This window comes from Sporosarcina sp. P37 (assembly GCF_002109365.1).
In the GTDB taxonomy this organism is placed as follows: Bacteria; Bacillota; Bacilli; order Bacillales_A; family Planococcaceae; genus Sporosarcina.
Genome location: NZ_CP015349.1, coordinates 2,679,368 through 2,703,400, shown reverse-complemented (window position 1 = coordinate 2,703,400; position 24,033 = coordinate 2,679,368). Strand labels below are relative to the sequence as shown.

The following is a 24,033-nucleotide window of genomic DNA, read 5'->3' as shown; positions in this document are numbered from 1 at the left end:
ATCCTTTTTGTTTAGCTTATGTAAGCTAAACGCCTAATGTTCCAAAACAAAAAAACAGTATCCGCAGTTCACAAGGAACTGAGGAATACTGTTGCTAAACCCAGATAGATGATGATACTGATAACATCGTTAAGTGTCGTAATGAAAGGACCTGACGCAACGGCAGGATCCACTTTAAGCTTGTGCATGAACAGCGGGATGAAAGAGCCTGAAATGGTCGCCACGAATATGGAAACCATCATGGCAGCACCTACTAACAGCGCAATGACAATTTCATGCTTCCAGATGAAGATCAGTAATACGACAAAAATTGCACAGATGACACCTGTGATGATTCCTGTGCCCGCTTCACGAATCAATAATTTCAGCTTGCTTTCATCCTCAATATCACGAGTTGCAATACCGCGAACCGCAACAGCCAGAGACTGTGTTCCACTGTTTCCGGCAGTTCCGGCAATCAATGGAATGAATGCCGCCAATAGAGCGACCTGTGAAATCGTTTCAGTAAATAAGTCAATCAAATTTGCTGTCAGCATTCCAAGCACCAATAAAATAATCAGCCATGGAATCCGTTTTTTCGCTGCTGAGAATGGATTTTTATCAAATGTATCCATCGTTGATACACCGGCGAGTTTAGAATAGTCATCCGATGCTTCTTCATCGATCACGTCAATAATATCATCTACTGTAATAATCCCTAAAATATGCTGCTGGAAGTCGACAACCGGAACGGCAAGGAAATTATAGTCCTGAATGGTTCGGGCAACGTCTTCCTGGTCATCGGAAACCGATACACTGACGACACGATCACTCATAATTTGACGAATTAATGTATCTTCATCCGCAATAATCAAGTCACGCAATGATACAACTCCCGTCAGGCGCTGTCTGTCATCCACGACGAAAATATAGTAGACCGTCTCGGCACTCGGGGCTTCACTGCGCAATATGGTCATAGCGGAACGCACAGTCGAATTTTCGGAAACTGTAACGTATTCTGTCGTCATAATCGAACCGGCAGTATGCTCTTCATAGTGAAGCAAAGCTTTAATTTGAACAGCTGCTTCTTTATCCATTAATGTCAGGTAGCTGACGACTTTCTTTTTATCAAGTTCTTTCAGGACATCTACGGCATTATCCACAAACATGTATGAAATCATCTCTGCGGCATAAGTCGCGTCCATCTCCTCAAGGAACTCTTCATATTCATCCTCTTCAATTTCACTTGTTTCGAATATCTCCGCAAGTTCTTTTGGCGACAGATAAAAATACATTAATTCCCGAAGCTCTGAACCTACTTCTTCATAAAAAATTGCCCGATCATATGGATGAAGTGCCAGGTATTCCTGCCTGAACGAATGAATATCTTCATTGCTCAGCAATCCGCGCAGCTTATCTTCATCCAGTACAACTTCATTTTTCATCTGTTCTGATTGAGTAGTCATGATTCCACACCTTCCCCTCTGCACTTACCGTACGCATCCCGCGCACTATTTGATTCCCGAATACTGCATTCCATTCTGCACAGCAGGGAGTTGAATATCTTGCAAACAGTCTTGCAACGGCCCGCTTTGCCGTAAGTAATATGCCATATCTTCCGGCAGCGGACTGGTGAAATCTATCCGCTCCTTCGTCAATGGGTGCAGAAAACTGATGCCGGAGCAATGCAGCGCCTGGCGTGCAAACATATTCCCATTCGCGCCGTATAAATCATCGCCGACTAAAGGATGACCTAACCATTGCATATGAACACGAATCTGATGTGTGCGTCCAGTATGAAGGTTCAGGTTCACGATGGAAAACCGGCCTGTTTCATGATGATAATGTCCAGTAACTGAAACATCCGTTTTGGCATATTGCCCGTTTTCGCATACCGTGCGTTCAATGATACTGCCTTCTTTCCTTCCAATCGGCTGCTCTACCGTTATAAAAGAAGGAGTAATAATACCTTCGGCAAATGCCGTGTACTGCCGGCGAAAAAGTTTTTCTGACATTTGCTTACTTAATAAATGATGAATATGACGATTCTTCGCTGCACAAATAATACCTGACGTGTCCGTATCCAAACGCGTCACCATATGCACAGTAGAAAGAATGCCTTCCCGTTCAAATTTTCCGCAGACAAAATTCGCAAGCGTTCCAAACGGATGATTGCGTGAAGGGATTGTACTTTGTCCGGCAGGCTTATCAAGCACCAGAATAGTCTCATCTTCATATAAAATGGACAGTTCGCCATCTTGAGGCGTCAGGCCGTCACTCACTTGCTCAGGCGGAAATAATACTGACACGCGATCGGCCGGCTGCAGTTTGTAGCGGACATTTTGCCGCTGTCCATTGACCAATATTTCTCCGCCCTGATATTTAATCGCAGTTAACGTCGTTTTGGAAATGTCATGCTGCGCCAAAAAATCCCGCAATAGTCCGCTGTGCGTCACATCAAAATGCAACTGAAATAACGAGTTATTTTTTTTCATCGTCTTCACGTTCATAGATTAGCTCGCTCGCCACAAATGATTCATTGACACGTTTCCAGAATGGGAACGGACGGAAGCGGGCAAAGCCCATTTTTTCATTGGATACTTTGTACTCGATCGACTTTACATCTTTGTGCAGAAGCTGCAGGTGGTCGACTGTCACCATGAAATCCGGTCCTTTAACAGGAGTCAGCGTACAAATATGATGGTCCGGCAGAATTAGCGGAGACCCCACCGTACGGAATACGCGGTTATTAATCGAAGCCATTTCGGTCAGCTGCATTGACGGCAATGAAGGATGGATGATGGCTCCGCCCAAAGACTTGCTGTAAGCGGTCGATCCGGACGGCGTAGACATACAGAGTCCGTCGCCTCTAAAACGCTCAAAGTGCTCGCCGTTTAATTCAACATCCATAACGAGCGTCACTTCAGGCGATTTTACTGTGGATTCATTCAGCGCTAAATAGGAAGCACTTTTTTCAGAGTGCCGGTAATTAATTGTGACTTCGATTAACGGATATTCGATGACTTCATATTCCTGTCTCGCAATCAAAATGACTAATTTTTCTATCTCAGAAGGTTTCCAATCCGCATAAAATCCCAAATGACCTGTATGAATTCCGACAAACGATGTCTTATCCAGTCGATGTATATATTTATGAAATGCATGCAGAAGCGTCCCGTCCCCGCCGATTGACAACACAATGTCGGGTTCTTCTTCGTCGTATTTCAATCCGAAATCCCGCAAATACACTCTCGCTTCTTTCATTAACTTATTCGAAATCTCATCGTTGCGTGATTGAATCGTAAACTTCATAACGTCACTTCCCTTCCTTTTTTGAAATTTTTCTGCCATATATTAATTCACCTTTTCCAGGACAGGTTTGAATATTTCTTCCACAGCGGTGCTGAATTCTTCACCGTAATTATCATTTCCTTCAATATTAAAGATAAGAGCGTGCATTTCTTCCGCCGCACCCGTCAATGATACTTGCTGATCTTGCCAAATCAAAACAGGTTCTGCCTGTTCCAGCAGCATATCAGCGAGACCCGCCCACGTTTCTTTCGGAAAATACGCATAGCGATAGCCAGACTCATGATCAAAGATGTAAACAAACAGCTGCCGATCTGTGTCTGTCAGCATTTTTCCGGTTGGAGAACCTAAAGGCCATTCTGCTTCAGGATTCATGATAAAGTGAATTTCACTGCCATGCCGGCTTGTTTCTATAATTTTATTTGTCATATCCACGACATCCACTTCCTTATTTAAAGTCTTTACGTTCAGTCTACCATATGACACACGCAGTTGCATTTTGTTATTATGCATTGCGCTCAGAAAGTTGGTATAATAGATATAACAAACTAAACGATAAATTTTTCTTTGAAATTAGGGGGAGAAAGTGTGAATCTAGACCCACGTAATATGCGTCTGCTGCTGGAAATTAATACGCTGCAGACTCTTGGCGCTGTTCAATCCTTCAGTGCCAACTCTTCGGCCGGAACCAATGAATTTCAAACGATGCTGACACAATTGATGGCGGGCGATCATCTTGGTCCTGAACTGGCAGGCACAGCTGAACAGCTGCTGAGCCAAGGAACAAATGCCCTGCCATTCAGTCTGCCTTCCCGTCCTGCTGAAACAGCGGCGGCTGTGATGCCTGACTCGGCACCTGTCAGTTCAAAAACACAGTTCGCAGATATCATCAAACAGGCGGCGGATACATACCAGCTGCCAGAAAAACTGATTGCTGCCGTCATCAGGCAGGAATCCAATTTTAAAAGCAATGCCGTAAGCCGTGCAGGTGCAGCCGGGCTTATGCAGCTGATGCCGGGCACAGCCAAGCATCTCGGTGTGACAAACCCGATGGATCCGCAGCAAAACATCATGGGCGGCGCCAAATACTTGCGGAAAATGCTCAATCAATTCGGCTCAAACGAAATGGCACTCGCAGCATACAATGCAGGTCCAGGCAACGTGAAAAAATACGGAGGCATCCCGCCTTTTAAAGAAACACAAAACTACGTGAAAAAAGTAATGACCTATTACAGTCAGATGGTCTGATTCTTTGCTTTATATATAATCCCCTTTCACAGGGTAATCGTAAACAAAAAAATGTCCTGCGCAGGTTCTTTCCGACCGGCCGAACAACTAAAATAGTTACACACCCTGTCCGCAGCGGGCATAAATCAAATCTTTCCCGGTTCCAGCGAAAGCCACTGAATTCAAGGGCCGGCAAACATCTGACTCCAAATCTGATATATAACAAGGAACAAAATAAGTTCTTTTATTTGTATAGAAAAACGTTCGTTGATAGAATATAGACAAAGATATACGAAGGGGTGTGAATGCAATGACCCGAAAACCTGTCATCCCTTTTGAGGAGATCGGCGAAAAAAGGTTACACGAACTGATTGATAAATTTTATGAAAAAGTAGCTGTTCACCCAGACCTTTATCCGATATTTCCTGATGATTTATCCGAAACAGCCCGGAAACAAAAACAATTTCAGACACAATATCTGGGTGGACCTAACCTATTCACCGAAGAACATGGTCATCCTATGATGAAAGCCCGTCATATGCCTTTCCCTATAACACCTGCACGCGCTGATGCATGGCTTGCCTGCATGGCAGAAGCGATGGATGATGTAGGACTGGAGGGACCACTTCGGGATGTATACTATAAACGCCTTGTCTTAACAGCCAACCACATGGTAAATAGGAACGAGGAGGAAGATCAGTGAACTATCTAACCGTAATCGATGATACGTTGCACTATTCTGCTTCAGCAAAGCCCATTGAACTTTATGTCTTTCTGGACCCGTACTGCAAGGACTGCTGGTCGCTACAGCCGATGCTGCGCAAAATGCAAGTCGAATATGACCACTATTTCACGTTGCGGATTGCACTGAAAACGCCAATGACAAAACTGAATGTCCCTTCTTTAATTGATCCAAAAGACGCCAAGTCGACTAGGCGGTCAAATCCTTGTTTCCCTAACATCGCAGTAAAAGCTGCTGAATTTCAGGGGAAACGGGCGGGCTTCCGGTATTTGTCTTGTTTACTCGAATATTCATTTCTGAAAAATCGGGATGTCGCATCATATTCAGTGCTGGTGGAAATTGCTGCACGCGTCAACTTAGACGTCGATGAATTCATTGCAGACTTCACTTCTGATGAAACCATGCGTGCCTTGCAGGTCGATATGTATCTGGGGAATGAAATGGAAGTGGATGAAGCGCCGGCTTTCGTCTTTTTCAACAGTAATATTGAAGATGAAGGTTTAAAAGTGAGCGGTCTATATGACTATGAAATTTACGAGCAGATTCTTGAAGAACTGATCGGAGAGCCGCTTTTACCGGAAATGCCGCCGTCCATCGATTCGCTTTTCGACCGTTTCGACTTGCTGACAACGGGCGAAATCGCAGAAGTATGCCATCTGACGGAAAAAGAAGCGGAACGCGAATTAAAGAAACGTTTGCTTAAACAGGAAATTGAAAGACTTCCATTGCAAGACCGTACCATTTGGCGAAAAAAACAACCAAACTGTTCACTCATTAAACAGCACTCATAACTGGCTGCAGCCCCCATTTTGGGGCCACAGCTTTTTTATTTGCATAAAAAGAAAAGAGCAATCGCTCCTGGGGGGGAGTGACTGCTCTTTTTCAAAGGGAATGGGAGAAATGTTCACGTTCAAACAAAAGGGGTGTATGTTTGGTATGTGATTTATTCCACATTCATACCATATCATAAATATTTATTGACTTCAACAATTTACAACAGCTTTCATTCATATGTCACAAACTTTGTCATTGCTTGTCGAATCGATTAGCCTGAATTTACTGTCTATTTTCCAGTAATTGTTCTAATTCAAGTAAACGTTCTTCAAATACGCGGCACGCGTCTTCAATTGGCTTTTCCGACGTCATATCAACGCCCGCCTTTTTGAGCACTTCTATCGGATAATCAGAAGATCCTGCTTTCAGGAAGTTCGTGATATATCGTTCGACGGCCGGCTCGCCCTCTTCAAGAATCTGTTTGCTCAATGCCACTGCCGCACTGTATCCTGTCGCATACTGATAAACATAATAATTCATATAGAAATGCGGGATCCGTGCCCATTCCAATCCAATTTCCTCATCGCTGACAATCGCATCACCATAATACTTTTCATTGAGTGCATAATATTCTTCCGTCAGCTTCTCAGCCGTCAATGGAACACCCTGCTGATCCAGTGTATGGATCAAATGCTCAAATTCAGCGAACATCGTCTGGCGGAACACCGTTGCGCGGAATCCGTCGAGCCAATAGTTCAGTAAGTAGATTCTTTGATCTTCATCTCTCGTCACTTTCAATAAGTGGTCATTCAGCAGCGCTTCATTCACAGTTGAAGCAACTTCCGCCACGAAAATGGAGTAGCCGCTGTAGATGAACGGCTGGTACTTACGGGAATAATAGCTGTGCACACTGTGACCGAATTCATGCGCCAGCGTAAATAAGTTGCTGACATTGTCCTGCCAGTTCATTAGGATGTAAGGATTTGTTCCATATGAACCCGATGAATAAGCTCCTGAACGTTTCCCTTTATTTTCACGTACATCGACCCAGCGGTTCTCAAGACCTTCTCTGACGACCGATCTGTAGTCTTCACCGAGCGGATGGAAACTTTCCAGCATCGTTTCTTTCGCTTCTTCATACGTATACTTCATCTCTGTGTCTTCCACGAGCGGAGTATAAATATCCCACATATGAAGTGTATCGAGCTTCAATACTTTCTTGCGGAGCGCTATATAACGGTGCAATAAATTTAAGTTATTGTTAATCGTAGAAACCAGATTCTCATACACTTGTTCGGGAATATGGTTATTCGATAACGCAGCGGCTCTCGCTGAACTGTAATTACGGATTCTTGCACTGACATTATGTCCTTTGACGTTTCCGCTCAATGTGGAAGCGAACGTATTTTTGAACTCGCCGTACCTTGCATACATCTCTTTAAATGCTGCCTCGCGCACTTTCGGATCTTTACTCTCAAGGAAGCGCGAGTAGCGGCCATGCGTCAGCTGTATTTCATTGCCTTCTTCGTCTTTCACCATTCCGAAAGTTAAATCCGCATTATTGAGCATACTGAATGTCTCAGAAGACTTCCCTGTCACTTCTGATAACTGTGCAATCAGCTCTTCCTGTTCGGATGAAAGCACATGTGCACGCTGAGCATTCAATTCCTCAAATTCCTGCTTATACAAACGCAATCCTTCATGCGACTCAATCGTTTCATTCAACTTCTTCTCATCAATCGAAAGCAGTTCAGGTGTGAAGTAAGACAGTGCTGTAGATATTTTCACGACTAGTGTTCTAATGCGTCCGTCCATTGCCTGATAGAAACTGTTTGTTGTATCCTGATCTGTTTTCAAGTGTGCATACGTATAGAGTCTGCGCAGGCGCTCTGCCAATTTATCGCGATATGTCAATGCTTCAAACAGCGGACGCGCACCATTTCCAAGTGTGCCCTTATACTGCTCCGCTTCATTGGCCATCTCTTCGATTTTGCGGTACTCTGCATCCCACGCTTCGTCGGATGCAAATATATCCTCCAGGCGCCACGTTTCTTCTTCAGATACCTCATCGCGCGTCAACACTCTGTTGTCATTTGTCAATCCAATTCCTCCTTCACCAATTTCACCAGTATTTGTCTCTTTTATATTTTCTCAATTCCGGGCATGCATTGCAAGAAATCTCCCTGCCAGGATTCCCGGCACAAAATCTCCTCCGCTGAATTGATCCATACGATAGATATCTATGCGCCGCTGTCTCAAGAAATCCACATAGTGTTTACAAGCATCCAGCTGCTTCACGGAGTCACCTTCAAATGTCTTGACGAATGAATGAAGGACCCCCGCGTCCAGCTGGAATTGTGTTCTCCGTGTTTGTCTCATGGCCGCAATAAGCAGCAGCTGCCATTCGCTGTCCGACTCTGTAAACGCCTCTTGTCCGAGCGTAGGCACGCCTATCCATGCCGGCAGCTGAATAGGCTGTATACGCATTTCATAACAAGCCCGTAAAAACCGATGATGGATACCTCTTTGATTATACCCAATTACCGAGCGAAGATACTTGCGCCGCGCAGTCAGATAATGGCGTGCCAATTCCTGTATCTCCGCGCTCGACGGCGCTGCGGGAACGGCAAACGGAACTGTCTGGTGTTTCATGCGCATAACAGAGTGACAGACCGCAAACTGGGTGCCGCGAAGGTGTATGAAATGACTGAGATAATGGAATTGCTGCTTTTCTGGGTTGTATGTGAGAAATATGGATAATTGTTCACTGGCGACGGAGTCTATGTGGCGAATAAAATGTTGCTGGAAGCGGGAGAAACGATGAGTGAGAACGGATGCCGAGGAGGACTGGATGGCGCGCGGTGTCACGAGGATCCAAATTGGCAGCATAGCCAGCATGCGGTATCCCGCATTACGTTCGTTAACGTGGGAAATTGGGATGGTGCTGCATTGGAATTCGATCGGCACTTGCTGCGTTTGCCATGTGACGAGCAGATCCGGCCGCTGTTTGATGTCCGGCAAAAACGGTTCCAGTACAGTTGGCAGCTGATGGGCTGTGAATAGTTCATAGAGTTGGGTTTTGCCGAGCAGATGGGTTGGGGACTCCCCTTCTGAGAAGCTGTCCCGGCAGTTGGTTTGCTGCTGGTGAGAAAAGTGGGGTATGACGATTTCGCCGACTTTCAGGAGTACTTGTTCTTTGCACTGAGGACAATGAAAGGTTTCGTTTTTACGCCATTCCCGTAAGCTGGCCGGGGTCATCTGCCGTGTCAGCACGACTTGCTTCCCGCTTGCTGTATGAGCTGTTAACAATGACTTCACACTCCTTCCTTTTCTATACTACGAATTTTCTGAAAGGTTGGCAAGTGGGATTTTATATTTTTTTGATTTGGGGGCGTTGCTCGGCTGGTGATGGGTTGTTGGGTTGTTGGGTTGTTGGGTTGTTGGGTTGTTGGGTTGTTGGGTTGTTGGGTTGTTGGGTCGTTGCTCGACTCGTTGGCGGGCGCTAGAAGTTAGCCAGTGTCCGCTGTTAGGACCCGCGCAGGCACGTGGGGGATTGCCTTTCGTCATGAGCCAGCTGGCGAAGAGCGTGCCAGTTGTCTCATGGCTTCGGCCGACCCCGCAGTTGTGCCTGCGCTACGGGGTCGATGCAATCCAGGTTGTTGTTTTAAAGGAGATGAAGTGCAGTGACTCGTTGCCGACTGGCGTATGCTTAGGCGAATGACGTGTCATACTTGCTTCCTCCTAACTAAACGGAGGCGCCTTACAAGCGGTCGGCGAAGTGATGAGACTGACAGGCGATCTTCTTGTCTGGCTCATTGCGTAGCCATCCGCCAGCGCCGCAGTGAGTTCAATGCTGTTCTAGCTCTGGTTTTAGGGTCGTTGCTCGACTTTTTGTCGGGGATTAGAATTAGCGTGTGTCACCTGTTAGGACCCGCGCAGGCACGTGGGGGATTGCCTTTCGTCATGAGCCAGCTGGCGAAGAGCACGCCAGTTGTCTCATGACTTCGGCCGACCCCGCAGTTGTGCCTGCGCTGCTGAGTGGAGGCAATCCAGGTTGCTGTTTAAAAGAGATGAAGTGCATTTACTCGCTGCCGACTGACGTATGCTTAGGCGAATGAAGTGTCATACTTGCTTCCCCCTAACTGAACGGAGGCGCCTTACAAGCGGTCGGCGAAGTGATGAGACAGCCAGGCGATCTTCCTGTCTGGCTCATTGCGTAGCCATCCGCCAGCGCCGCAGTGAGTTCAATGCTGTTCTAGCTCTAGTTTTAGGGTCGTTGCTCGACTTTTTGTCGGGGATTAGAATTAGCGTGTGTCACCTGTTAGGACCCGCGCAGGCACGTGGGGGATTGCCTTTCGTCATGAGCCAGCTGGCGAAAAGCGCGCCAGTTGTCTCATGACTTCGGCCGACCCCGCAGTTGTGCCTGCGCTGCTGAGTGGAAGCAATCCAGGTTGTTGTTTAAAAGAGATGAAGTGCAGTGACTTGCTGCCGACTGGCGTATGCTTGGGCAAATGAAGTGTCATACTTGCTTCCTCCTAACTAAACGGAGGCGCCTTACAAGCGGTCGGCGAAGTGATGAGACTGACAGGCGATCTTCCTGTCTGGCTCATTGCGTAGCCATCCGCCAGCGCCGCAGTGAGTTCAATGCTGTTCTAGCTCTAGTTTTAGGGTCGTTGCTCGACTTTTTGTCGGGGATTAGAATTAGCGTGTGTCACCTGTTAGGACCCGCACAGGCACGTGGGGGATTGCCTTTCGTCATGAGCCAGCTGGCGAAGAGCGCGCCAGTTGTCTCATGACTTCGGCCGACCCCGCAGTTGTGCCTGCGCTGCTGAGTGGAAGCAATCCAGGTTGCTTTTTAAAAGAGGTGGAGACCAGTGAGTCTAATGCCGTTCTGGCTTTGGTGTTGGGATCGTTGCTCGACTAGTTGTCGGAGATTGGAGTTAGTGGGTGTCCGCTCTTTGGACCCGCGCAGGCACGTGGGGGATTGCCTTTCGTCATGAGCCAGCTGGCGAGGTGCGTGCCAGTTGTCTCATGACTTCGGCCGACCCCGCAGTTGTGCCTGCGCTGCTGAGTGGAAGCAATACAGGTTGTTGTTTAAAAGAGATGAAGTGCAGTGACTTGCTGCCGACTGGCGTATGCTTGGGCAAATGAAGTGTCATACTTGCTTCCTCCTAACTAAACGGAGGCGCCTTACAAGCGGTCGGCGAAGTGATGAGACTGACAGGATGCTCTTCCCTGTCTGGCTCATTGCGTAGCCATCCGCCAGCGCCGCAGTGGGTGCAAAGACGTTTCGCTTCTATTTTTACAATGATGTCAACACGCGGAAACCAGTTATGATGCAAAAGAGCTGAACACGGTCTGCCCTGCAATTCTTCATCTCTTTTCCAAAACCAGAAGCCAAAGTGACTACCCCTCACTGAACGGAGGCGCCTTACAAGCGGTCGGCGAAGTGATGAGACTGACAGGATGCTCTTCCCTGTCTGGCTCATTGCGTAGCCATCCGCCAGCGCCGCAGTGGGCGCAAAGACGTTTCGCTTCTATTTTTACAATGATGTCAACACGCGGAAACCAGTTATGATGCAAAAGAGCTGAACACGGTCTGTCCTGCAATTCTTCATCTCTTTTCCAAAACCAAAAGCCAAAGTGACTACCCCTCACTGAACGGAGGCGCCTTACAAGCGGTCGGCGAAGTGATGAGACAGCCAGGCGATCTTCCTGTCTGGCTCATTGCGTAGCCATCCGCCAGCGCCGCAGTGGGTGCAAAGACGTTTCGCTTCTATTTTTACAATGATGGCAACACGCGGAAACCAGTTATGATGCAAAAGAGCTGAACACGGTCTGTCCTGCAATTCTTCATCTCTTTTCCAAAACCAAAAGCCAAAGTGACTACCACTCACCGAACGAAGGCGCCTTACAAGCGGTAGGCGTAGCGATGAGACAGGCAGGCGTACTTCCTGTCTGGCTCATCGCGGAAGCCATCCGCCAGCGCCGCAGTGGCTTCAATGACGTTCCCCTTCTCCACTCACAATAACGTCAACCCGTGCAATCCGGTCATGATGCAAAAAAGCAGAAGCCAAAACAGCTTCCCAAAACTTGGACAAAATAAAAAAAGCTACCAAGTTACTGGTAGCCTTTCAGAGTATTATGAGAAATATTTATTTACTTGTTCAAACACGTTGGAATCCATGACCACTGTACCATATTCTGCTATACGATGAATCGACATCTTCGACATTGCACCGTACTCCGTAACCATACTGGCAATATCCTTGGCACGTTTCTTCTCAATCAAAGAAGAATCGAAACGTAAGTTGAGATAATAACGATCCTCGAATGCATATAGCTGCGAATCAAATTCGTCTTCAAGTGAAATCATTTTGGCTGCCAATGGTATGATCTGGTCAAATTCATTGAAAACAAACAATTTGTCAGTGATTTGCAACTCTTCCTCACTATCCTCTTCCGTTTCATTAATTGCATCGAAAATCGGGTCAAACAGCTCTTCCGGGTCTTCAATTCCAAAAGGAAACTGTGAGGATTCTGCGTTCTTTGGAAGATGTGCACGAGTAACAATTACTTCAATGCCTTCATTCATCGCGTTCACCTGAATCCAAAGCGGACCTTCCACTTCAAATTCTGTGTCGTCACCGAGTTCATCCATCATATCCCAAAAAAGCTCTTCGCTTTTATCACGATTGTACCAGACGTCTTCTTTACTAAATCCACGGGCTTCAATATCTCCATAGGACAAATTAAACTTTACCGTGTTTTCATTAATACGCTCTATTTCCATCCCTTATCTCTCCCTTCTGTTGAACAGGCCCTCCCCTGTCCTATACTTTACACACACTTGCAATGCTTATTATTACTATATGTCGACACTGCCGTTTACGAAAGGGTTTCTGACAAATCATTTTTATTCGTCAGCATTGAAGTGCTTAGCCTAGAGGAATACAAGGGAATATCAATTCAAAAAAGCTGATAGGCACAATTGTATCCCGTGTCATCCCTATCAGCTTTTTTTATTAAGATTAGTTCACCATACGCCGCGCTTCGAGCAGCTGATAGGCTCTAACTTTTCTCGGTAGGAAACGACGAATCTCATCTTCATTGTACCCTACTTGGAGTCTTTTTTCATCTAGAATGATTGGCCGTCTTAAAAGACCCGGATGTTCCTGAATCAATTCATATAATCTTTGAAGCGGAAGGCTTTCCACGTCAACATTTAGTTTTTGAAAGATTTTGGATCGTGTTGAAATAATTTCGTCAGTGCCATCTTCCGTCATGCGAAGAATTTGTTTAATTTCTTGAATATTCAATGGTTCAGAGAAAATGTTACGCTCTGTGTAAGGAATCTCATGTTCCTCCAACCATGCTTTTGCTTTTCTGCAAGATGTACAACTAGGTGATGTATAAAGTGTAACACCCATTAATTGACACGTCCTTTCCCACGGCTTGCGCTCAGTAGATTTAGTATATTTAAATTCATCTGCTTCACTTTAGAATTATTATAATTTGTTTCTATACTGCTCATTATACACATAATCATTCTCAATTAATATACTTTTTTTAAAAAACTTTTTTAGAATGCAAAATTTCTTATGTTTCAACATTTCATTAGAGAATCGTGATGTTTTCTGCGATAAATGAGCACCTTCTACTTTTATACCCAACGCTGAAATGTTTTAAACCTGTGAGTGGAAATTACTCGCATTCTCATTTAGATAAATTTTCTTCTAGTAATTCCCTCTCTATAATAGTACGTACAAGTGTACTGAAAGGTTTCATTTTCTCTGAAATCTTTTTTAATTATCAATGAAAGTTGCATTTTTCAAAACGTACCGATATAATTTTAAGCAATAAGCGAATGGCACTGAAGGAAAAAGTATTTTTGCCGCGGTTTTTTCAGAGAGCTTGTATATGGTGAAAGCAAGTAAAACCGCACAAAAAGAATGGGCTCCTGAGCTTGATGGATGAATGAAGTACTCCATCACGTCTTCCCGCGTTATGGGATTTGAGCGGCTAGTGATAGCAATTCGGGTGGTACCGCGGTTACCTTTTCATCAATCGTCCCTATTTACAGGGGATGACTGGTGTTTTTTTATGCCATTTTTTCGCAGCAGACAGTAAATAAGAGGAGGAAACATCTTATGAAAACTATTTTTTCCGGTGTCCAGCCAACCGGCGTCATCACGTTAGGCAACTATATCGGCGCATTCCGTCAATTCGTTGAGCTTCAAAATGAAGAGGACTGCATTTTCTGCATCGTGGATCAGCATGCGATTACGGTACAGCAAAATCCCGATGATCTGAAACAGGCAATCCGCTCACTCGCTGCGACATATATTGCAAGCGGCATCGATCCTGAGAAATCCACTTTGTTCATCCAATCGGAAGTTCCGGCACACGCACAGGCAGGCTGGATTATGCAATGTATTTCCTATATCGGTGAACTGGAGCGCATGACACAGTTTAAGGATAAGTCAGACGGTGCAGAAGGCGTATCCGCAGCACTTCTGACGTATCCCCCGCTGATGGCTGCTGATATCCTGCTGTACAATACGGATATTGTTCCAGTCGGAGAAGATCAGAAGCAGCATCTCGAGCTGACAAGAGATCTGGCTGAACGCTTCAACAGCCGATACGGAAAAGTATTGACCATTCCGGCCGTTCGTATTCCTAAAAATGGCGCGCGCATAAAATCTTTACAAGATCCGCTAAAGAAAATGAGCAAATCAGATCCGAATAAAAAAGCAACAATCACTATTTTGGACACACCAAAGCAAATCGAGAAAAAAATCAAAAGTGCGGTAACCGATTCTGAAGGCATCGTAAAGTTCGATGTCGAAAATAAACCGGGCGTATCCAATTTATTGACTATCGAATCTTCATTAGGCGGTTTAACCATTGAAGAATTGGAAGCTAAGTACGAAGGTCAGGGCTACGGGGCATTTAAAGCCGGCGTCGCAGAAACTGTTATTGAGCACTTGGCAGTAATTCAGGAACGCTACAACGAACTGATCGATTCTCCTGAACTGGATGCCATACTTGACCAAGGTGCCGAAAAAGCCAATGCCATCGCTTCCGCCACGCTTAAAAAGATGGAGGGCGCGATGGGCTTGGGACGCAGACGGTAAGCAGCATGAAAAAGACCGCGATAAGCAATAACGTAAAATCTGTGGACTGCAATATAAACACCAGGATTTGCCGGTAATTATAACCCAGCGCGGAATAATTCAAGTAAAATAATAAATTCGCCGTCGTCACTACAATTACGCAATAGCTAGAAACAAACACCATAAAACGCGTCAACTGCATCTCGTCCTTTACCGTTTTCTTTCATCCTATGTACAGGCACTATGCAATTAGACGGGAAGCGGTGCTCATAATAAAAAGACTGAAGACATCTCCATAGTTAACGGAGTTTGTCTTCAGTCTTTTGACTTTTATTACATTTTTTTCATGAAACCGCTTTTTGTAATTAAAAACATCTGCCAGTTCAGTGAAATCAGAATGGGTTTTCAGATGCGTCAGAGAAAATTGTAACGTCCCTGACATTCACCGCTTTCAGCTTATATTTTCTTAAATACCAGCGATGCATTATGGCCGCCAAAGCCAAGCGAGTTACTCATTGCATACGTAATATCCGCTCTGCGTGCTTCATTCACGACATAATCCAAATCACACTCAGGATCCGGCGTCTCGTAGTTCATAGTCGGAGGCAGAATTCCTTCCTGCAGCGCCTTTACAGTAAAGATCGCTTCAATACCGCCAGCCGCTCCAAGCAAGTGGCCGGTCATCGACTTCGTAGAACTCATTGCCAAATTATACGCATGATCGCCGAACACGGTCTTCGCTGCCATCGTTTCAAATAGATCATTATATGGCGTACTCGTTCCGTGGGCATTGATATAGTCCACTTGTGTCGGCTCCACGCCTGCTTTTGCCAATGCCTGCTGCATTGCACGCGCGCCGCCTTCCCCGCCCGGTGCCGGTGCTGTAATATGATGCGCATCTCCAGTTGAACCGTACCCTACGATTTCAGCATAGATTTTCGCACCGCGCGCAACTGCATGTTCGTACTCTTCCAAAATCAAGATCCCCGCGCCTTCACCCATTACGAAACCATCGCGGTCTTTATCGAACGGACGGGAAGCCTTTGCTGGATCCGGATTTAATGATAATGCGGTGCTTGCGATGAAGCCTGCTACTGCAAGAGATGTGATCGGCGCTTCTGTTCCGCCCGTGATCATGACATCCGCATCTCCGCGAAGGATCACTTCAAATGCATCACCGATAGAGTTCGTGCCTGACGCACAGGCAGTCACGGAACAAGAGTTGATTCCTTTCGCGCCAGTGAAGATCGATACTTGTCCTGCCGCCATATCCGGAATCATCATCGGGACGAAAAACGGACTGACGCGGCGGTATCCTTTTTCAAGGAATGTATTGAACTGGGTTTCATGAGATTCCATGCCGCCGATTCCAGAACCGATCCAGACGCCCGTACGCAGTGCCAGGTCGCCTTCAAGTTCAAGGTTCGCATCTTTCATTGCCATCATCGCTGAAGCGACAGCATAGTGCGTGAAGCGGTCCATTTTACGAGCGTCTTTGCGTGATACATATTGCTCGATATCGAAACCTTTCACTTCGGCCATTACACTGACAGGGAATTTCTCTTGGTCCAGTCTTGTCATGACATCAATGCCTGACTTTCCTTCCAAAACCGCTTTCCACGATTCTTCAGCAGTATTTCCTACTGGTGTGACTCCGCCGATACCCGTTACCACTACACGTCGTTTTTCCAATTCTAAACTCCCTTTCTATCGTCAACTTTAGTTAAACCGGTTGTTTACTTACCCCATTTTATACATAAGGCGCCCCATGTCAAGCCGCCCCCGAATCCTACCAGCACGATAATATCATCATCCTTGACGCGTCCTTCCGCTAAATCATCTGTTAATGAAATCGGAATTGATGCAGCAGATGTATTTCCATATTTGTGGACTGTTTTTGACATTTTCTCGATTGGCAGTCCGAGACGTTCACGGGATGCTTCCATAATACGGATATTCGCCTGGTGCGGTATCAGATAATCTACATCATCTTTCGTCAGTCCCGCTTTTTCTGCAACGCTCACTGCAGATTCTCCCATTTGGCGAACCGCAAACTTAAATACTTCACGGCCGTTCATTTCTAAGTGATCATTGTGGCAAAGATGCTTCCCTCCGGAACCGTCCGCTCCCAATTCAAATGAAAGAATACCTCTTCCTTCACTTACTTTACCTACGACTGTCGCACCGGCACCGTCTCCGAATAAAACAGCGGTATTACGGTCTTCCCAGTCCACAATCTTCGATAATTTTTCTACACCTACTACAAGAACATAATCATAAGCATCAGATTCAACAAATTGCTTTGCCGTCACTACACCATACATAAATCCTGCACAGGCTGCGGAAATATCCATCGCTGCAGCATTTTTAGCGCCGAGACGATCCTGGATCATAGTGGCAACTGAAGGGAATATATGATCAGGTGTTACTGTGGCCACCAGAATCAGACCGATTTGATCAGCACGGATATCCGCTGACTCCAGTGCAGCTTTTGCCGCTTCATACGCCATGTCTGAAGTGTTTGTTTCATCGTCCGCAATTCTGCGCTCCTCAATGCCGGTGCGCGTGCGAATCCATTCATCGGAAGTATCTATACGTTTTTCTAAATCTTCATTTGTTATAACAGTCGGCGGAACATATTTCCCCACTCCTAAAAGCCCAGCTCTCATTTCATCTACCCCGTTCCTTATCATCTAATATTAGTACCTGGTGGTAATTATAAAAGAAAACGAGCCTTTATTCAAGAAGAGGACACTTTTTCGTCAAATATAATGGATATTATCATTTCATCGGTTTAGCCCGCTATGGTATGATATACTTTGAAATAGACTAGTCGAGGTGAAAATCATGCACTATATTATGACATTTGTTTGGTCGTTCCTATTGGTAGCTATGTTAAACTACGTTGCCGGTTCTATTGGAGGCTTTGAATTTGACTTCATGGCGGGCGTAACCGTCTCTATCGTTTTAGCTGTTGTTGTACTGATTATCACAGCTGTTATTCCAGATGAGTCGCCTGCAGACGTTTGATTGACGACTAAAAAAGCGTAAGAACTGTTCACCAGTTTGGGCTAACCTAAATTTTTGAGACAATATAAAACACCTTCGAAGTGGTACACTTGTAAAAAGTACTTACAACGGAGGTGTTTTTGCGTGGGCAAAAACGTATATTCAAGCGAAGTAAAATGGGCAGTTGTCAAAGATAAATTGAGTGGGGAATTAACAACTAAAGAAATTATGGAGAAGCACGGAGTCAAAAATAAATCCCAGATTGAAACCTGGATGAGATGGTATCGTGCAAATGAAATATATCGTTTTGATCAACCGATAGGTAAACAATATACCTTCGGTCATGGGCCAGAACTTTCGAGTGAAGCGGACAAGAAAGAACGACAGATGTCTCATTTAAAAATGGAGAATGAGATTCTAAAAAAGTACATGGAGATCGAAAGGAGATTGAGAAAGAAATAGTTCTTCAGATTGTGGAAAAACTAAAAAAGAAGTATACAATAACAGCCATTTTATCCGCATTAGGAGTACCACGAGCTACCTACTATAGGTGGCGTCTGGAGGAAACGGATAAGTCTCTTTCAGTGGAAGAGGAGGCTATTATAGAATTGTGTAAACGCACTAAATATCGGAATGGACATAGAAAAATCAAAGCATTTCTAAAGCAGGAATACAACATAGAATTGAATCGCAATACGGTTCAACGCCTCATGCAAAAGCATAACTTACAGTGTCGTATCAAGCCTAAACGAAAGTGGAAATCTCAAGGGGAAAGTATCATAATTGCCCCAGATCTTCTTAAACGTAATTTCACAGCTAGTGAACCGAATCAGAAGTGGGTAACCGACATCACCTATATCCAGTATGGTAGTACGACAAAATATCTTTCAACCATTATGGATTTATACAATAATGAAATTGTTGCTTACAAATTATACGACCATCAACAGACACCACTCGTAATTGACACGTTAAAGGCGGCACTAGCTGCGAGAAACCACCCCACAGGAGTGATTATACATTCGGATCAAGGGAGTGTGTATACGTCATACGCGTATCAAGCCTATATCAAGGATAACGACCTGATCGGCAGCATGTCACGTCGAGGAAACTGTTGGGACAATGCGGTGATTGAATCATTTCATTCGAGTCTGAAATCTGAAGAATTTCAATACGTTAAATTTAATTCATTACGCAATAATATTGTAGTTGAACGAGTAATTGCCTATTTAAATTATTATAATGAAGAACGTATCCAAGAAAAATTAGGCTACCTGACACCGATAAAATATGGTGTCAAAGCAGCCTAATCATGGTGTTTTATATGTGTCTCATATCGCTAGGTCAGTCTAGTTCTTACGCTTTTTATCTTTTTTCTTATGCCTTCTGTGTAACATGCACGGCTAATTGTCCATCTTCCATCGACAATTTGATCGGCTGGCCTTCTTCCAGACCTCCCCGAATTACTTCTTTTGCTACTTTTGTTTCCACATAGCGCTGAATAAACCGTTTCAGCGGACGGGCACCGAAGTCGGCATCCGCACCTTCACGAACAATCCAGTCCAGTACTTCATCGTCATAAAGAAGCGGGATATCTTGCTCTGCTAGACGGCTGACCACATCGCCAAGCATTTTGCGTGTAATTCCTTTAAACGATTCTTCAGTCAGTGAATGGAAGATAATGATATCGTCCATACGGTTCAGCAGTTCCGGTTTAAAATGACGGCGAAGCTCAGCCATGATTAAATCTTCTTTCGCATGATCTTCAGCATCCAGATCATTTTCAAGTAAATAGGCTGATCCGATATTTGAAGTCATAATCACAACGGTATTAGTAAAGTTCACCAAACGGCCCTGACTGTCTGTGATGCGTCCGTCATCCAAGATTTGCAGCAAAATATTTGCCACATCGGGATGCGCTTTTTCAATTTCATCGAGCAGTACGACCGCATATGGATTCCGGCGAACCGCCTCTGTTAACTGCCCGCCTTCTTCATAACCGATATACCCCGGAGGTGCTCCGACTAAGCGGGACACACTGTGTTTTTCCATATACTCTGACATATCGATTCGCACAAAGTGGTCTTCCGAATCAAATAATGTGGCTGCCAATGTTTTGGCAAGTTCGGTTTTCCCGACTCCAGTCGGCCCTAAAAACAGGAATGACCCAATCGGTTTATGCGGATCCTGGATACCCGCACGCGCACGCCATACAGCTTCCGTTACAAGCTGCACCGCATTATCCTGACCGATGACGCGTTCTTTCAGCGTTTCATGCAAACGCAATAGCTTTTCCCGTTCACCTTCGACCAGTTTTGTCACAGGAATGCCTGTCCAGCGCGCCACAATGGAAGCAATCTCTTCTTCTGTCACTTCTTCACGCAACAGGCGGAGATCCTGGCTGCCCTCCAGCGGACTTTCCAGTGCCTTCAATTCCTTTTCAAGTTCAGGAATTTTTCCGTACTGCAATTCCGCGGCTTTGTTCAAATCAAAACGGCTTTGTGCCTCTTCCAGCTCCCGGCGATAACGATCGAGTTCCTCCCGTTTGCTCTGAACCTTTTTCAATGCCGCTTTTTCTTCATCCCATTGTTCACGCATCTCTTTGGATGAATCTTTCAATTCCTGCAGCTCTTCACGCAATGTCTTCAGGCGCGACTGGCTCATAGAATCTTTTTCTTTGCGAAGTGCCTGTTCTTCAATTTCAAGCTGCATAATTCTGCGGGTTACCGCATCCAATTCGGACGGCATAGAGTCAATTTCTGTCCGAATCATCGCACTTGCTTCATCAATTAAATCAATAGCTTTATCCGGCATGAAACGCTCTGTCAAATAACGGTCCGATAATGTGGCAGCGGCAACTAAAGCCCGGTCATGAATACGCACTCCGTGATGCAGCTCAAACCGCTCTTTCAGTCCGCGCAAAATTGAGACTGTGTCTTCTACAGACGGTTCCCGTACCATCACTTGCTGGAAGCGCCGCTCAAGCGCGGGATCTTTCTCGATGTACATGCGGTACTCGTCAAGTGTCGTAGCACCAATACAGTACAGTTCTCCCCGTGCAAGCATCGGCTTCAGCATATTCCCCGCATCCATCGCGCCTTCCGTCTTTCCTGCTCCGACAATCGTGTGGATTTCATCGATGAATAAAATGATTTCCCCTTCACTGTCTTTTACTTGTTTCAGCACGCCTTTCAGACGTTCTTCAAATTCCCCCCGATACTTCGCGCCCGCAATCAATGCACTCATATCGAGTTCAAATATCTGACGGTCTTTCAATCCTTCCGGCACGTCACCTTTAACGATACGCTGGGCGAGCCCTTCAACGATTGCGGTCTTCCCTACACCCGGTTCCCCAATGAGAACCGGGTTGTTTTTCGTCTTTCTTGATAATATTCGGATAACATTTCGGATTTCTTCATCTCGGCCAATTACCGGGTCCATTTTCCCATTTTTTACTTCATCCACAAGGTTACGGCCAAATTGCTCCAGTGGTGTGCGCTGATCTTCTTGCATTCCATCCATACGCATATACATCCGCCTTTCATTTGTTTGACTTTGACTATCTTTGATTAATTTAATTATAGTCTATTATGAAGGAAATGTAAAAGAATTTACCTCAAATAAAGCCGCTGTTTTTTTCGTTCATTTCTGTATATAAAAAAGCCGTCCGCAACAAGCGGACGACGTCGATTATACCAATTTGCGGGGTGCCACTACTACACCGTCTTCATCTGCGTAAACGTAATGGCCCGGCGTCCATTCCACGTTGCCGAAGTGAAGCACTTCGTCTCGCTGTCCTTCGCCGCGTTTAATACTTTTCACCGGCATGCTGCCGATTGCCATAACCCCAATTTCCTGCGTGCCAATGTCCGCTGTATCGCGCGCGCATCCGTAAATGATGACACCTGCGAGTTTGCGGTCTTGTGCGATTTCGCCGAGCATATCCCCCATTAGTGCGCAGCGTTTCGAGCCTCCCCCGTCGACAACCAGCACATTGCCTTCTGGAATGGTTTGCAGTGCTTCCTTGACCAGGACGTTGTCTTCGTAGACTTTTACCGTCGAGATCGGCCCCGAGAACCGCTTGTGCTTTCCATAGGATTTGAATTCTACCGTGCATACTTGCAGTTCGTCGATGAAATCATCGCAAAGGTCTGCTGTTTTTACTGACATTTTCCTATTCCCCCTAATACATTCTGTTTGACGCTACATCATCCTATTCGACAAAAACCCGCAATTCCTTCTTTTTCTTATCATTTAATGGAAATGAAGGGCTGATTTAATCTGCGTATGAGGTTTTCCGCTCCATTTCATTTATGCCGTTTTTGAAGTAGTGTTTGGCTGTGACGTGATCTTGAAACACCCTCGGCTGCCGCTCATTAATCCTTCCTAAGCGATCATAGTGGATATGCGAGCGCTCTATGCGGGCTGGCAACCGCTCAAAACTGTCGTTAAGCGCTCAATGGATCTGTGCAAGCGCTCATACTAGCCTGTTATCCGCTCATTGATTAGATGAAGATACTTTTGTTATACATGTAAGGGGGACTTGCAGTCATTACGGACTTAAAATGTAATCTGTTCTGCAGGCAAACCTGCAATAGATTCAACAGCCAAAATAATTCACATACTGCCTAAAGCCGCGATCATAATTATTTTAGAATCGCTGGCTGACCCGAATCACTCCATTCTGTACATTCCCAATAAAAAAACCACACGATGGGAACCGTGTGGTTTGTGTGATCTATTATCTTACGCCGAGTGCCATTTTTGCGTAGCGTGACATGTTGTCGCGGGACCATGGGGGGTTCCAGACGATGTCAACTTCTGCTTCTTTCACTTCAGGAAGTTCCATCAGTTCTTGCTTGATGTTTGCTACGATCTGCGGACCCATCGGGCAGCCCATGGATGTCAGTGTCATCGTGACTTTCGCAACGCCGCCTTCAAGCAGCTCTGCATTGTAAACCAATCCAAGGTTGACGATATCAATACCCAGTTCAGGGTCGATGACGTTTTCTAGTGCACCGAACAAATATTGCTTAATTTCTTCTTCGCTCATCGGAATGCTCCTCTCTGATGTGTGATGATTCTATCTTACCAACATACTGCCGCGCAAGCAAATGCTGTGCAAGCCAATCGACTGAAGCAAGCATTCCCTTACGTGAAACTGTATGTCCCGCATTTTCGTCAGGCATCCATTTCAGGCGTTCCGGATGGTCTTCGTAATCTTGCTGAATTTCTTCATAGAAGTCTTTTGTGATTTCAAATGGCACCATAGTATCTTGCTCTCCGTGCCACATGAACAGCGGACGCTGATGAAGTCTTCTTGCATTTTTTGATAAATCCACTTGATCAAGTGCAGTAAACAGCTTCTCACGTTCTTCGGCAGATACAGGAATTTTCCGGCCGCCGCGCTCCGCATAAGCGATCTGTCCTTTTGCCAGACGTGTGAATGCCGGTGAGCCCATCATGACAGAAGCTGCATCAATCCAGTCATAGCTTGCCAGACAGCCGAAAGTAGTGATGCCGCCCATCGACGTGCCTGCCATCCCGATTGGCGTGCTGTCGTCTGCCAGCCCTTTTCGATGCAGCTCTTCATATAGCATGTCCGCTTCTTTAATTGAATTCAAAACGATTCCCCAAAAGTTTAATGCCAGCTGAAACTCATCCAATGATTCTGAACGGTCTCCATGCAGCTTTGCTTCCGGCAAAATAACACGGATTCCTTGTTTCGCCAAGTTATATGCATAATGTAAATTATGTTCTTTCGCACTGGTAAATCCGTGAAAAAATAGTACGACCGGAATACGCTCGGCCTCTTTTGACTGTTCCACGATATGAAGGACAGGTATTTCCCGCCATTGTTCTGAACGAATAATCATT

At 45.4% G+C, this 24,033-nt stretch carries 22 protein-coding genes and 1 other annotated feature; of the genes, 6 read left to right on the top strand and 16 right to left on the bottom strand.

Annotation, left to right across the window (positions count from 1 at the left end):
- Positions 1-68 precede the first annotated feature (68 nt).
- The 4 genes from mgtE to SporoP37_RS13500 are packed head-to-tail and all read right to left on the bottom strand — an operon-like array spanning position 69 to position 3,774.
- Positions 69-1,445: a magnesium transporter gene (gene mgtE, locus SporoP37_RS13515; RefSeq protein ID WP_085431236.1), complete on the bottom strand. Its 1,377-nt coding sequence runs from the start codon at positions 1,443-1,445 to the stop codon at positions 69-71.
- Positions 1,446-1,490: 45 nt separating this feature from the next.
- Positions 1,491-2,474: an RluA family pseudouridine synthase gene (locus tag SporoP37_RS13510; RefSeq protein ID WP_099662789.1), complete on the bottom strand. Its 984-nt coding sequence runs from the start codon at positions 2,472-2,474 to the stop codon at positions 1,491-1,493.
- Positions 2,461-3,291: an NAD kinase gene (locus SporoP37_RS13505; RefSeq protein WP_081244871.1), complete on the bottom strand. Its 831-nt coding sequence runs from the start codon at positions 3,289-3,291 to the stop codon at positions 2,461-2,463. The genes SporoP37_RS13510 and SporoP37_RS13505 overlap by 14 nt, the downstream gene beginning before the upstream one ends.
- A gap of 42 nt (positions 3,292-3,333) precedes the next feature.
- Complete coding sequence (locus tag SporoP37_RS13500) at positions 3,334-3,774, bottom strand: UPF0738 family protein (protein WP_157118654.1); 441 nt, start codon at positions 3,772-3,774, stop codon at positions 3,334-3,336.
- A gap of 102 nt (positions 3,775-3,876) precedes the next feature.
- Between SporoP37_RS13500 and SporoP37_RS17670 the strand changes: the two genes are divergently transcribed.
- The 3 genes from SporoP37_RS17670 to SporoP37_RS13485 all read left to right on the top strand — a co-directional run bounded on the left by SporoP37_RS17670 (position 3,877) and on the right by SporoP37_RS13485 (position 6,048).
- The gene (locus SporoP37_RS17670) at positions 3,877-4,536 is read left to right on the top strand and encodes a lytic transglycosylase domain-containing protein (protein ID WP_232329770.1); all 660 of its coding nucleotides are present in this window, start codon (positions 3,877-3,879) and stop codon (positions 4,534-4,536) included.
- A 289-nt stretch (positions 4,537-4,825) separates the two neighbouring features.
- Positions 4,826-5,218 carry a globin domain-containing protein gene (locus SporoP37_RS13490; protein ID WP_081244181.1) on the top strand — a complete coding sequence of 131 codons (393 nt, stop codon included), beginning with the start codon at positions 4,826-4,828 and terminating at the stop codon, positions 5,216-5,218.
- Entirely contained in the window at positions 5,215-6,048 is an 834-nt protein-coding gene (locus tag SporoP37_RS13485) for a DsbA family protein (protein WP_081244180.1), read from the top strand. The genes SporoP37_RS13490 and SporoP37_RS13485 overlap by 4 nt, the downstream gene beginning before the upstream one ends.
- 265 nt (positions 6,049-6,313) lie before the next feature.
- On the opposite strand, the gene pepF is transcribed toward SporoP37_RS13485, so the two are convergent.
- From pepF to spxA, 6 genes are all read right to left on the bottom strand, one after another.
- A complete protein-coding gene (gene pepF, locus SporoP37_RS13480; RefSeq protein ID WP_085431232.1) occupies positions 6,314-8,131 on the bottom strand; it encodes an oligoendopeptidase F in 1,818 nt (605 codons plus the stop codon).
- A 51-nt stretch (positions 8,132-8,182) separates the two neighbouring features.
- Positions 8,183-9,340 (bottom strand): competence protein CoiA, encoded by a 1,158-nt coding sequence (locus SporoP37_RS13475; RefSeq protein WP_158233660.1) that lies wholly within the window; start codon positions 9,338-9,340, stop codon positions 8,183-8,185.
- 1,049 nt (positions 9,341-10,389) lie between these two features.
- Positions 10,390-10,554, bottom strand: coding sequence for a hypothetical protein (locus SporoP37_RS17100; RefSeq protein ID WP_157118653.1), 165 nt, complete (start codon positions 10,552-10,554; stop codon positions 10,390-10,392).
- A gap of 471 nt (positions 10,555-11,025) precedes the next feature.
- Positions 11,026-11,190, bottom strand: a complete 165-nt coding sequence (locus SporoP37_RS17095; protein WP_157118652.1) for a hypothetical protein — start codon at positions 11,188-11,190, stop codon at positions 11,026-11,028.
- 983 nt (positions 11,191-12,173) lie between these two features.
- Positions 12,174-12,824 carry an adaptor protein MecA gene (gene mecA / locus SporoP37_RS13470; protein ID WP_085431230.1) on the bottom strand — a complete coding sequence of 217 codons (651 nt, stop codon included), beginning with the start codon at positions 12,822-12,824 and terminating at the stop codon, positions 12,174-12,176.
- Positions 12,825-13,062: 238 nt separating this feature from the next.
- Positions 13,063-13,461, bottom strand: a complete 399-nt coding sequence (spxA, locus tag SporoP37_RS13465; RefSeq protein ID WP_009765721.1) for a transcriptional regulator SpxA — start codon at positions 13,459-13,461, stop codon at positions 13,063-13,065.
- Positions 13,462-13,895: 434 nt separating this feature from the next.
- Positions 13,896-14,109: a binding site (T-box leader), on the top strand.
- Between the two features lie 72 nt (positions 14,110-14,181).
- Between spxA and trpS the strand changes: the two genes are divergently transcribed.
- On the top strand, positions 14,182-15,168 hold the full coding sequence (gene trpS, locus SporoP37_RS13460) for a tryptophan--tRNA ligase (RefSeq protein ID WP_081244176.1): 987 nt from the start codon (positions 14,182-14,184) through the stop codon (positions 15,166-15,168).
- Positions 15,169-15,603: 435 nt separating this feature from the next.
- On the opposite strand, the gene fabF is transcribed toward trpS, so the two are convergent.
- On the bottom strand, positions 15,604-16,839 hold the full coding sequence (fabF, locus tag SporoP37_RS13450; RefSeq protein WP_081244175.1) for a beta-ketoacyl-ACP synthase II: 1,236 nt from the start codon (positions 16,837-16,839) through the stop codon (positions 15,604-15,606).
- A 44-nt stretch (positions 16,840-16,883) separates the two neighbouring features.
- Entirely contained in the window at positions 16,884-17,816 is a 933-nt protein-coding gene (locus SporoP37_RS13445) for a beta-ketoacyl-ACP synthase III (protein ID WP_085431228.1), read from the bottom strand.
- A gap of 190 nt (positions 17,817-18,006) precedes the next feature.
- On the opposite strand from SporoP37_RS13445, the gene SporoP37_RS13440 reads away from it, so the two are divergent.
- Positions 18,007-18,177 carry a DUF2929 family protein gene (locus tag SporoP37_RS13440; RefSeq protein ID WP_232329769.1) on the top strand — a complete coding sequence of 57 codons (171 nt, stop codon included), beginning with the start codon at positions 18,007-18,009 and terminating at the stop codon, positions 18,175-18,177.
- Between the two features lie 123 nt (positions 18,178-18,300).
- Positions 18,301-19,466, top strand: a protein-coding gene (locus SporoP37_RS13435) for an IS3 family transposase (RefSeq protein WP_099662801.1) whose coding sequence is annotated in 2 segments (ribosomal slippage) — positions 18,301-18,577 and positions 18,577-19,466 — 1,167 coding nt in all. Because the reading frame shifts where the segments join, the coding sequence is not laid out codon by codon here.
- 67 nt (positions 19,467-19,533) lie between these two features.
- On the opposite strand, the gene SporoP37_RS13430 is transcribed toward SporoP37_RS13435, so the two are convergent.
- The 4 genes from SporoP37_RS13430 to SporoP37_RS13415 form a co-directional block, all read right to left on the bottom strand.
- Positions 19,534-21,678, bottom strand: coding sequence for an ATP-dependent Clp protease ATP-binding subunit (locus SporoP37_RS13430; RefSeq protein WP_269466707.1), 2,145 nt, complete (start codon positions 21,676-21,678; stop codon positions 19,534-19,536).
- Between the two features lie 168 nt (positions 21,679-21,846).
- Entirely contained in the window at positions 21,847-22,326 is a 480-nt protein-coding gene (gene rraA, locus SporoP37_RS13425; RefSeq protein ID WP_081244171.1) for a ribonuclease E activity regulator RraA, read from the bottom strand.
- A 571-nt stretch (positions 22,327-22,897) separates the two neighbouring features.
- On the bottom strand, positions 22,898-23,209 hold the full coding sequence (locus tag SporoP37_RS13420) for a metal-sulfur cluster assembly factor (RefSeq protein WP_081244170.1): 312 nt from the start codon (positions 23,207-23,209) through the stop codon (positions 22,898-22,900).
- Positions 23,190-24,032, bottom strand: a complete 843-nt coding sequence (locus SporoP37_RS13415) for a prolyl oligopeptidase family serine peptidase (RefSeq protein WP_085431227.1) — start codon at positions 24,030-24,032, stop codon at positions 23,190-23,192. Before SporoP37_RS13415 ends, SporoP37_RS13420 begins: the two co-directional genes overlap by 20 nt.
- Between the last annotated feature and the right edge of the window lies 1 nt (position 24,033).

Coding starts and splice junctions, on each gene's coding strand:
- mgtE (WP_085431236.1), bottom strand. CDS start 1,445: ATGACTACTCAATCAGAACAGATGAAAAATGAAGTTGTACTGGATGAA.
- SporoP37_RS13510 (WP_099662789.1), bottom strand. CDS start 2,474: ATGAAAAAAAATAACTCGTTATTTCAGTTGCATTTTGATGTGACGCAC.
- SporoP37_RS13505 (WP_081244871.1), bottom strand. CDS start 3,291: ATGAAGTTTACGATTCAATCACGCAACGATGAGATTTCGAATAAGTTA.
- SporoP37_RS13490 (WP_081244181.1), top strand. CDS start 4,826: ATGACCCGAAAACCTGTCATCCCTTTTGAGGAGATCGGCGAAAAAAGG.
- SporoP37_RS17100 (WP_157118653.1), bottom strand. CDS start 10,554: ATGACACTTCATTTGCCCAAGCATACGCCAGTCGGCAGCAAGTCACTG.
- SporoP37_RS17095 (WP_157118652.1), bottom strand. CDS start 11,190: ATGACACTTCATTTGCCCAAGCATACGCCAGTCGGCAGCAAGTCACTG.
- mecA (WP_085431230.1), bottom strand. CDS start 12,824: ATGGAAATAGAGCGTATTAATGAAAACACGGTAAAGTTTAATTTGTCC.
- spxA (WP_009765721.1), bottom strand. CDS start 13,461: ATGGGTGTTACACTTTATACATCACCTAGTTGTACATCTTGCAGAAAA.
- trpS (WP_081244176.1), top strand. CDS start 14,182: ATGAAAACTATTTTTTCCGGTGTCCAGCCAACCGGCGTCATCACGTTA.
- SporoP37_RS13445 (WP_085431228.1), bottom strand. CDS start 17,816: ATGAGAGCTGGGCTTTTAGGAGTGGGGAAATATGTTCCGCCGACTGTT.
- SporoP37_RS13440 (WP_232329769.1), top strand. CDS start 18,007: ATGACATTTGTTTGGTCGTTCCTATTGGTAGCTATGTTAAACTACGTT.
- SporoP37_RS13430 (WP_269466707.1), bottom strand. CDS start 21,678: ATGGATGGAATGCAAGAAGATCAGCGCACACCACTGGAGCAATTTGGC.
- rraA (WP_081244171.1), bottom strand. CDS start 22,326: ATGTCAGTAAAAACAGCAGACCTTTGCGATGATTTCATCGACGAACTG.
- SporoP37_RS13420 (WP_081244170.1), bottom strand. CDS start 23,209: ATGAGCGAAGAAGAAATTAAGCAATATTTGTTCGGTGCACTAGAAAAC.
- SporoP37_RS13415 (WP_085431227.1), bottom strand. CDS start 24,032: ATGATTATTCGTTCAGAACAATGGCGGGAAATACCTGTCCTTCATATC.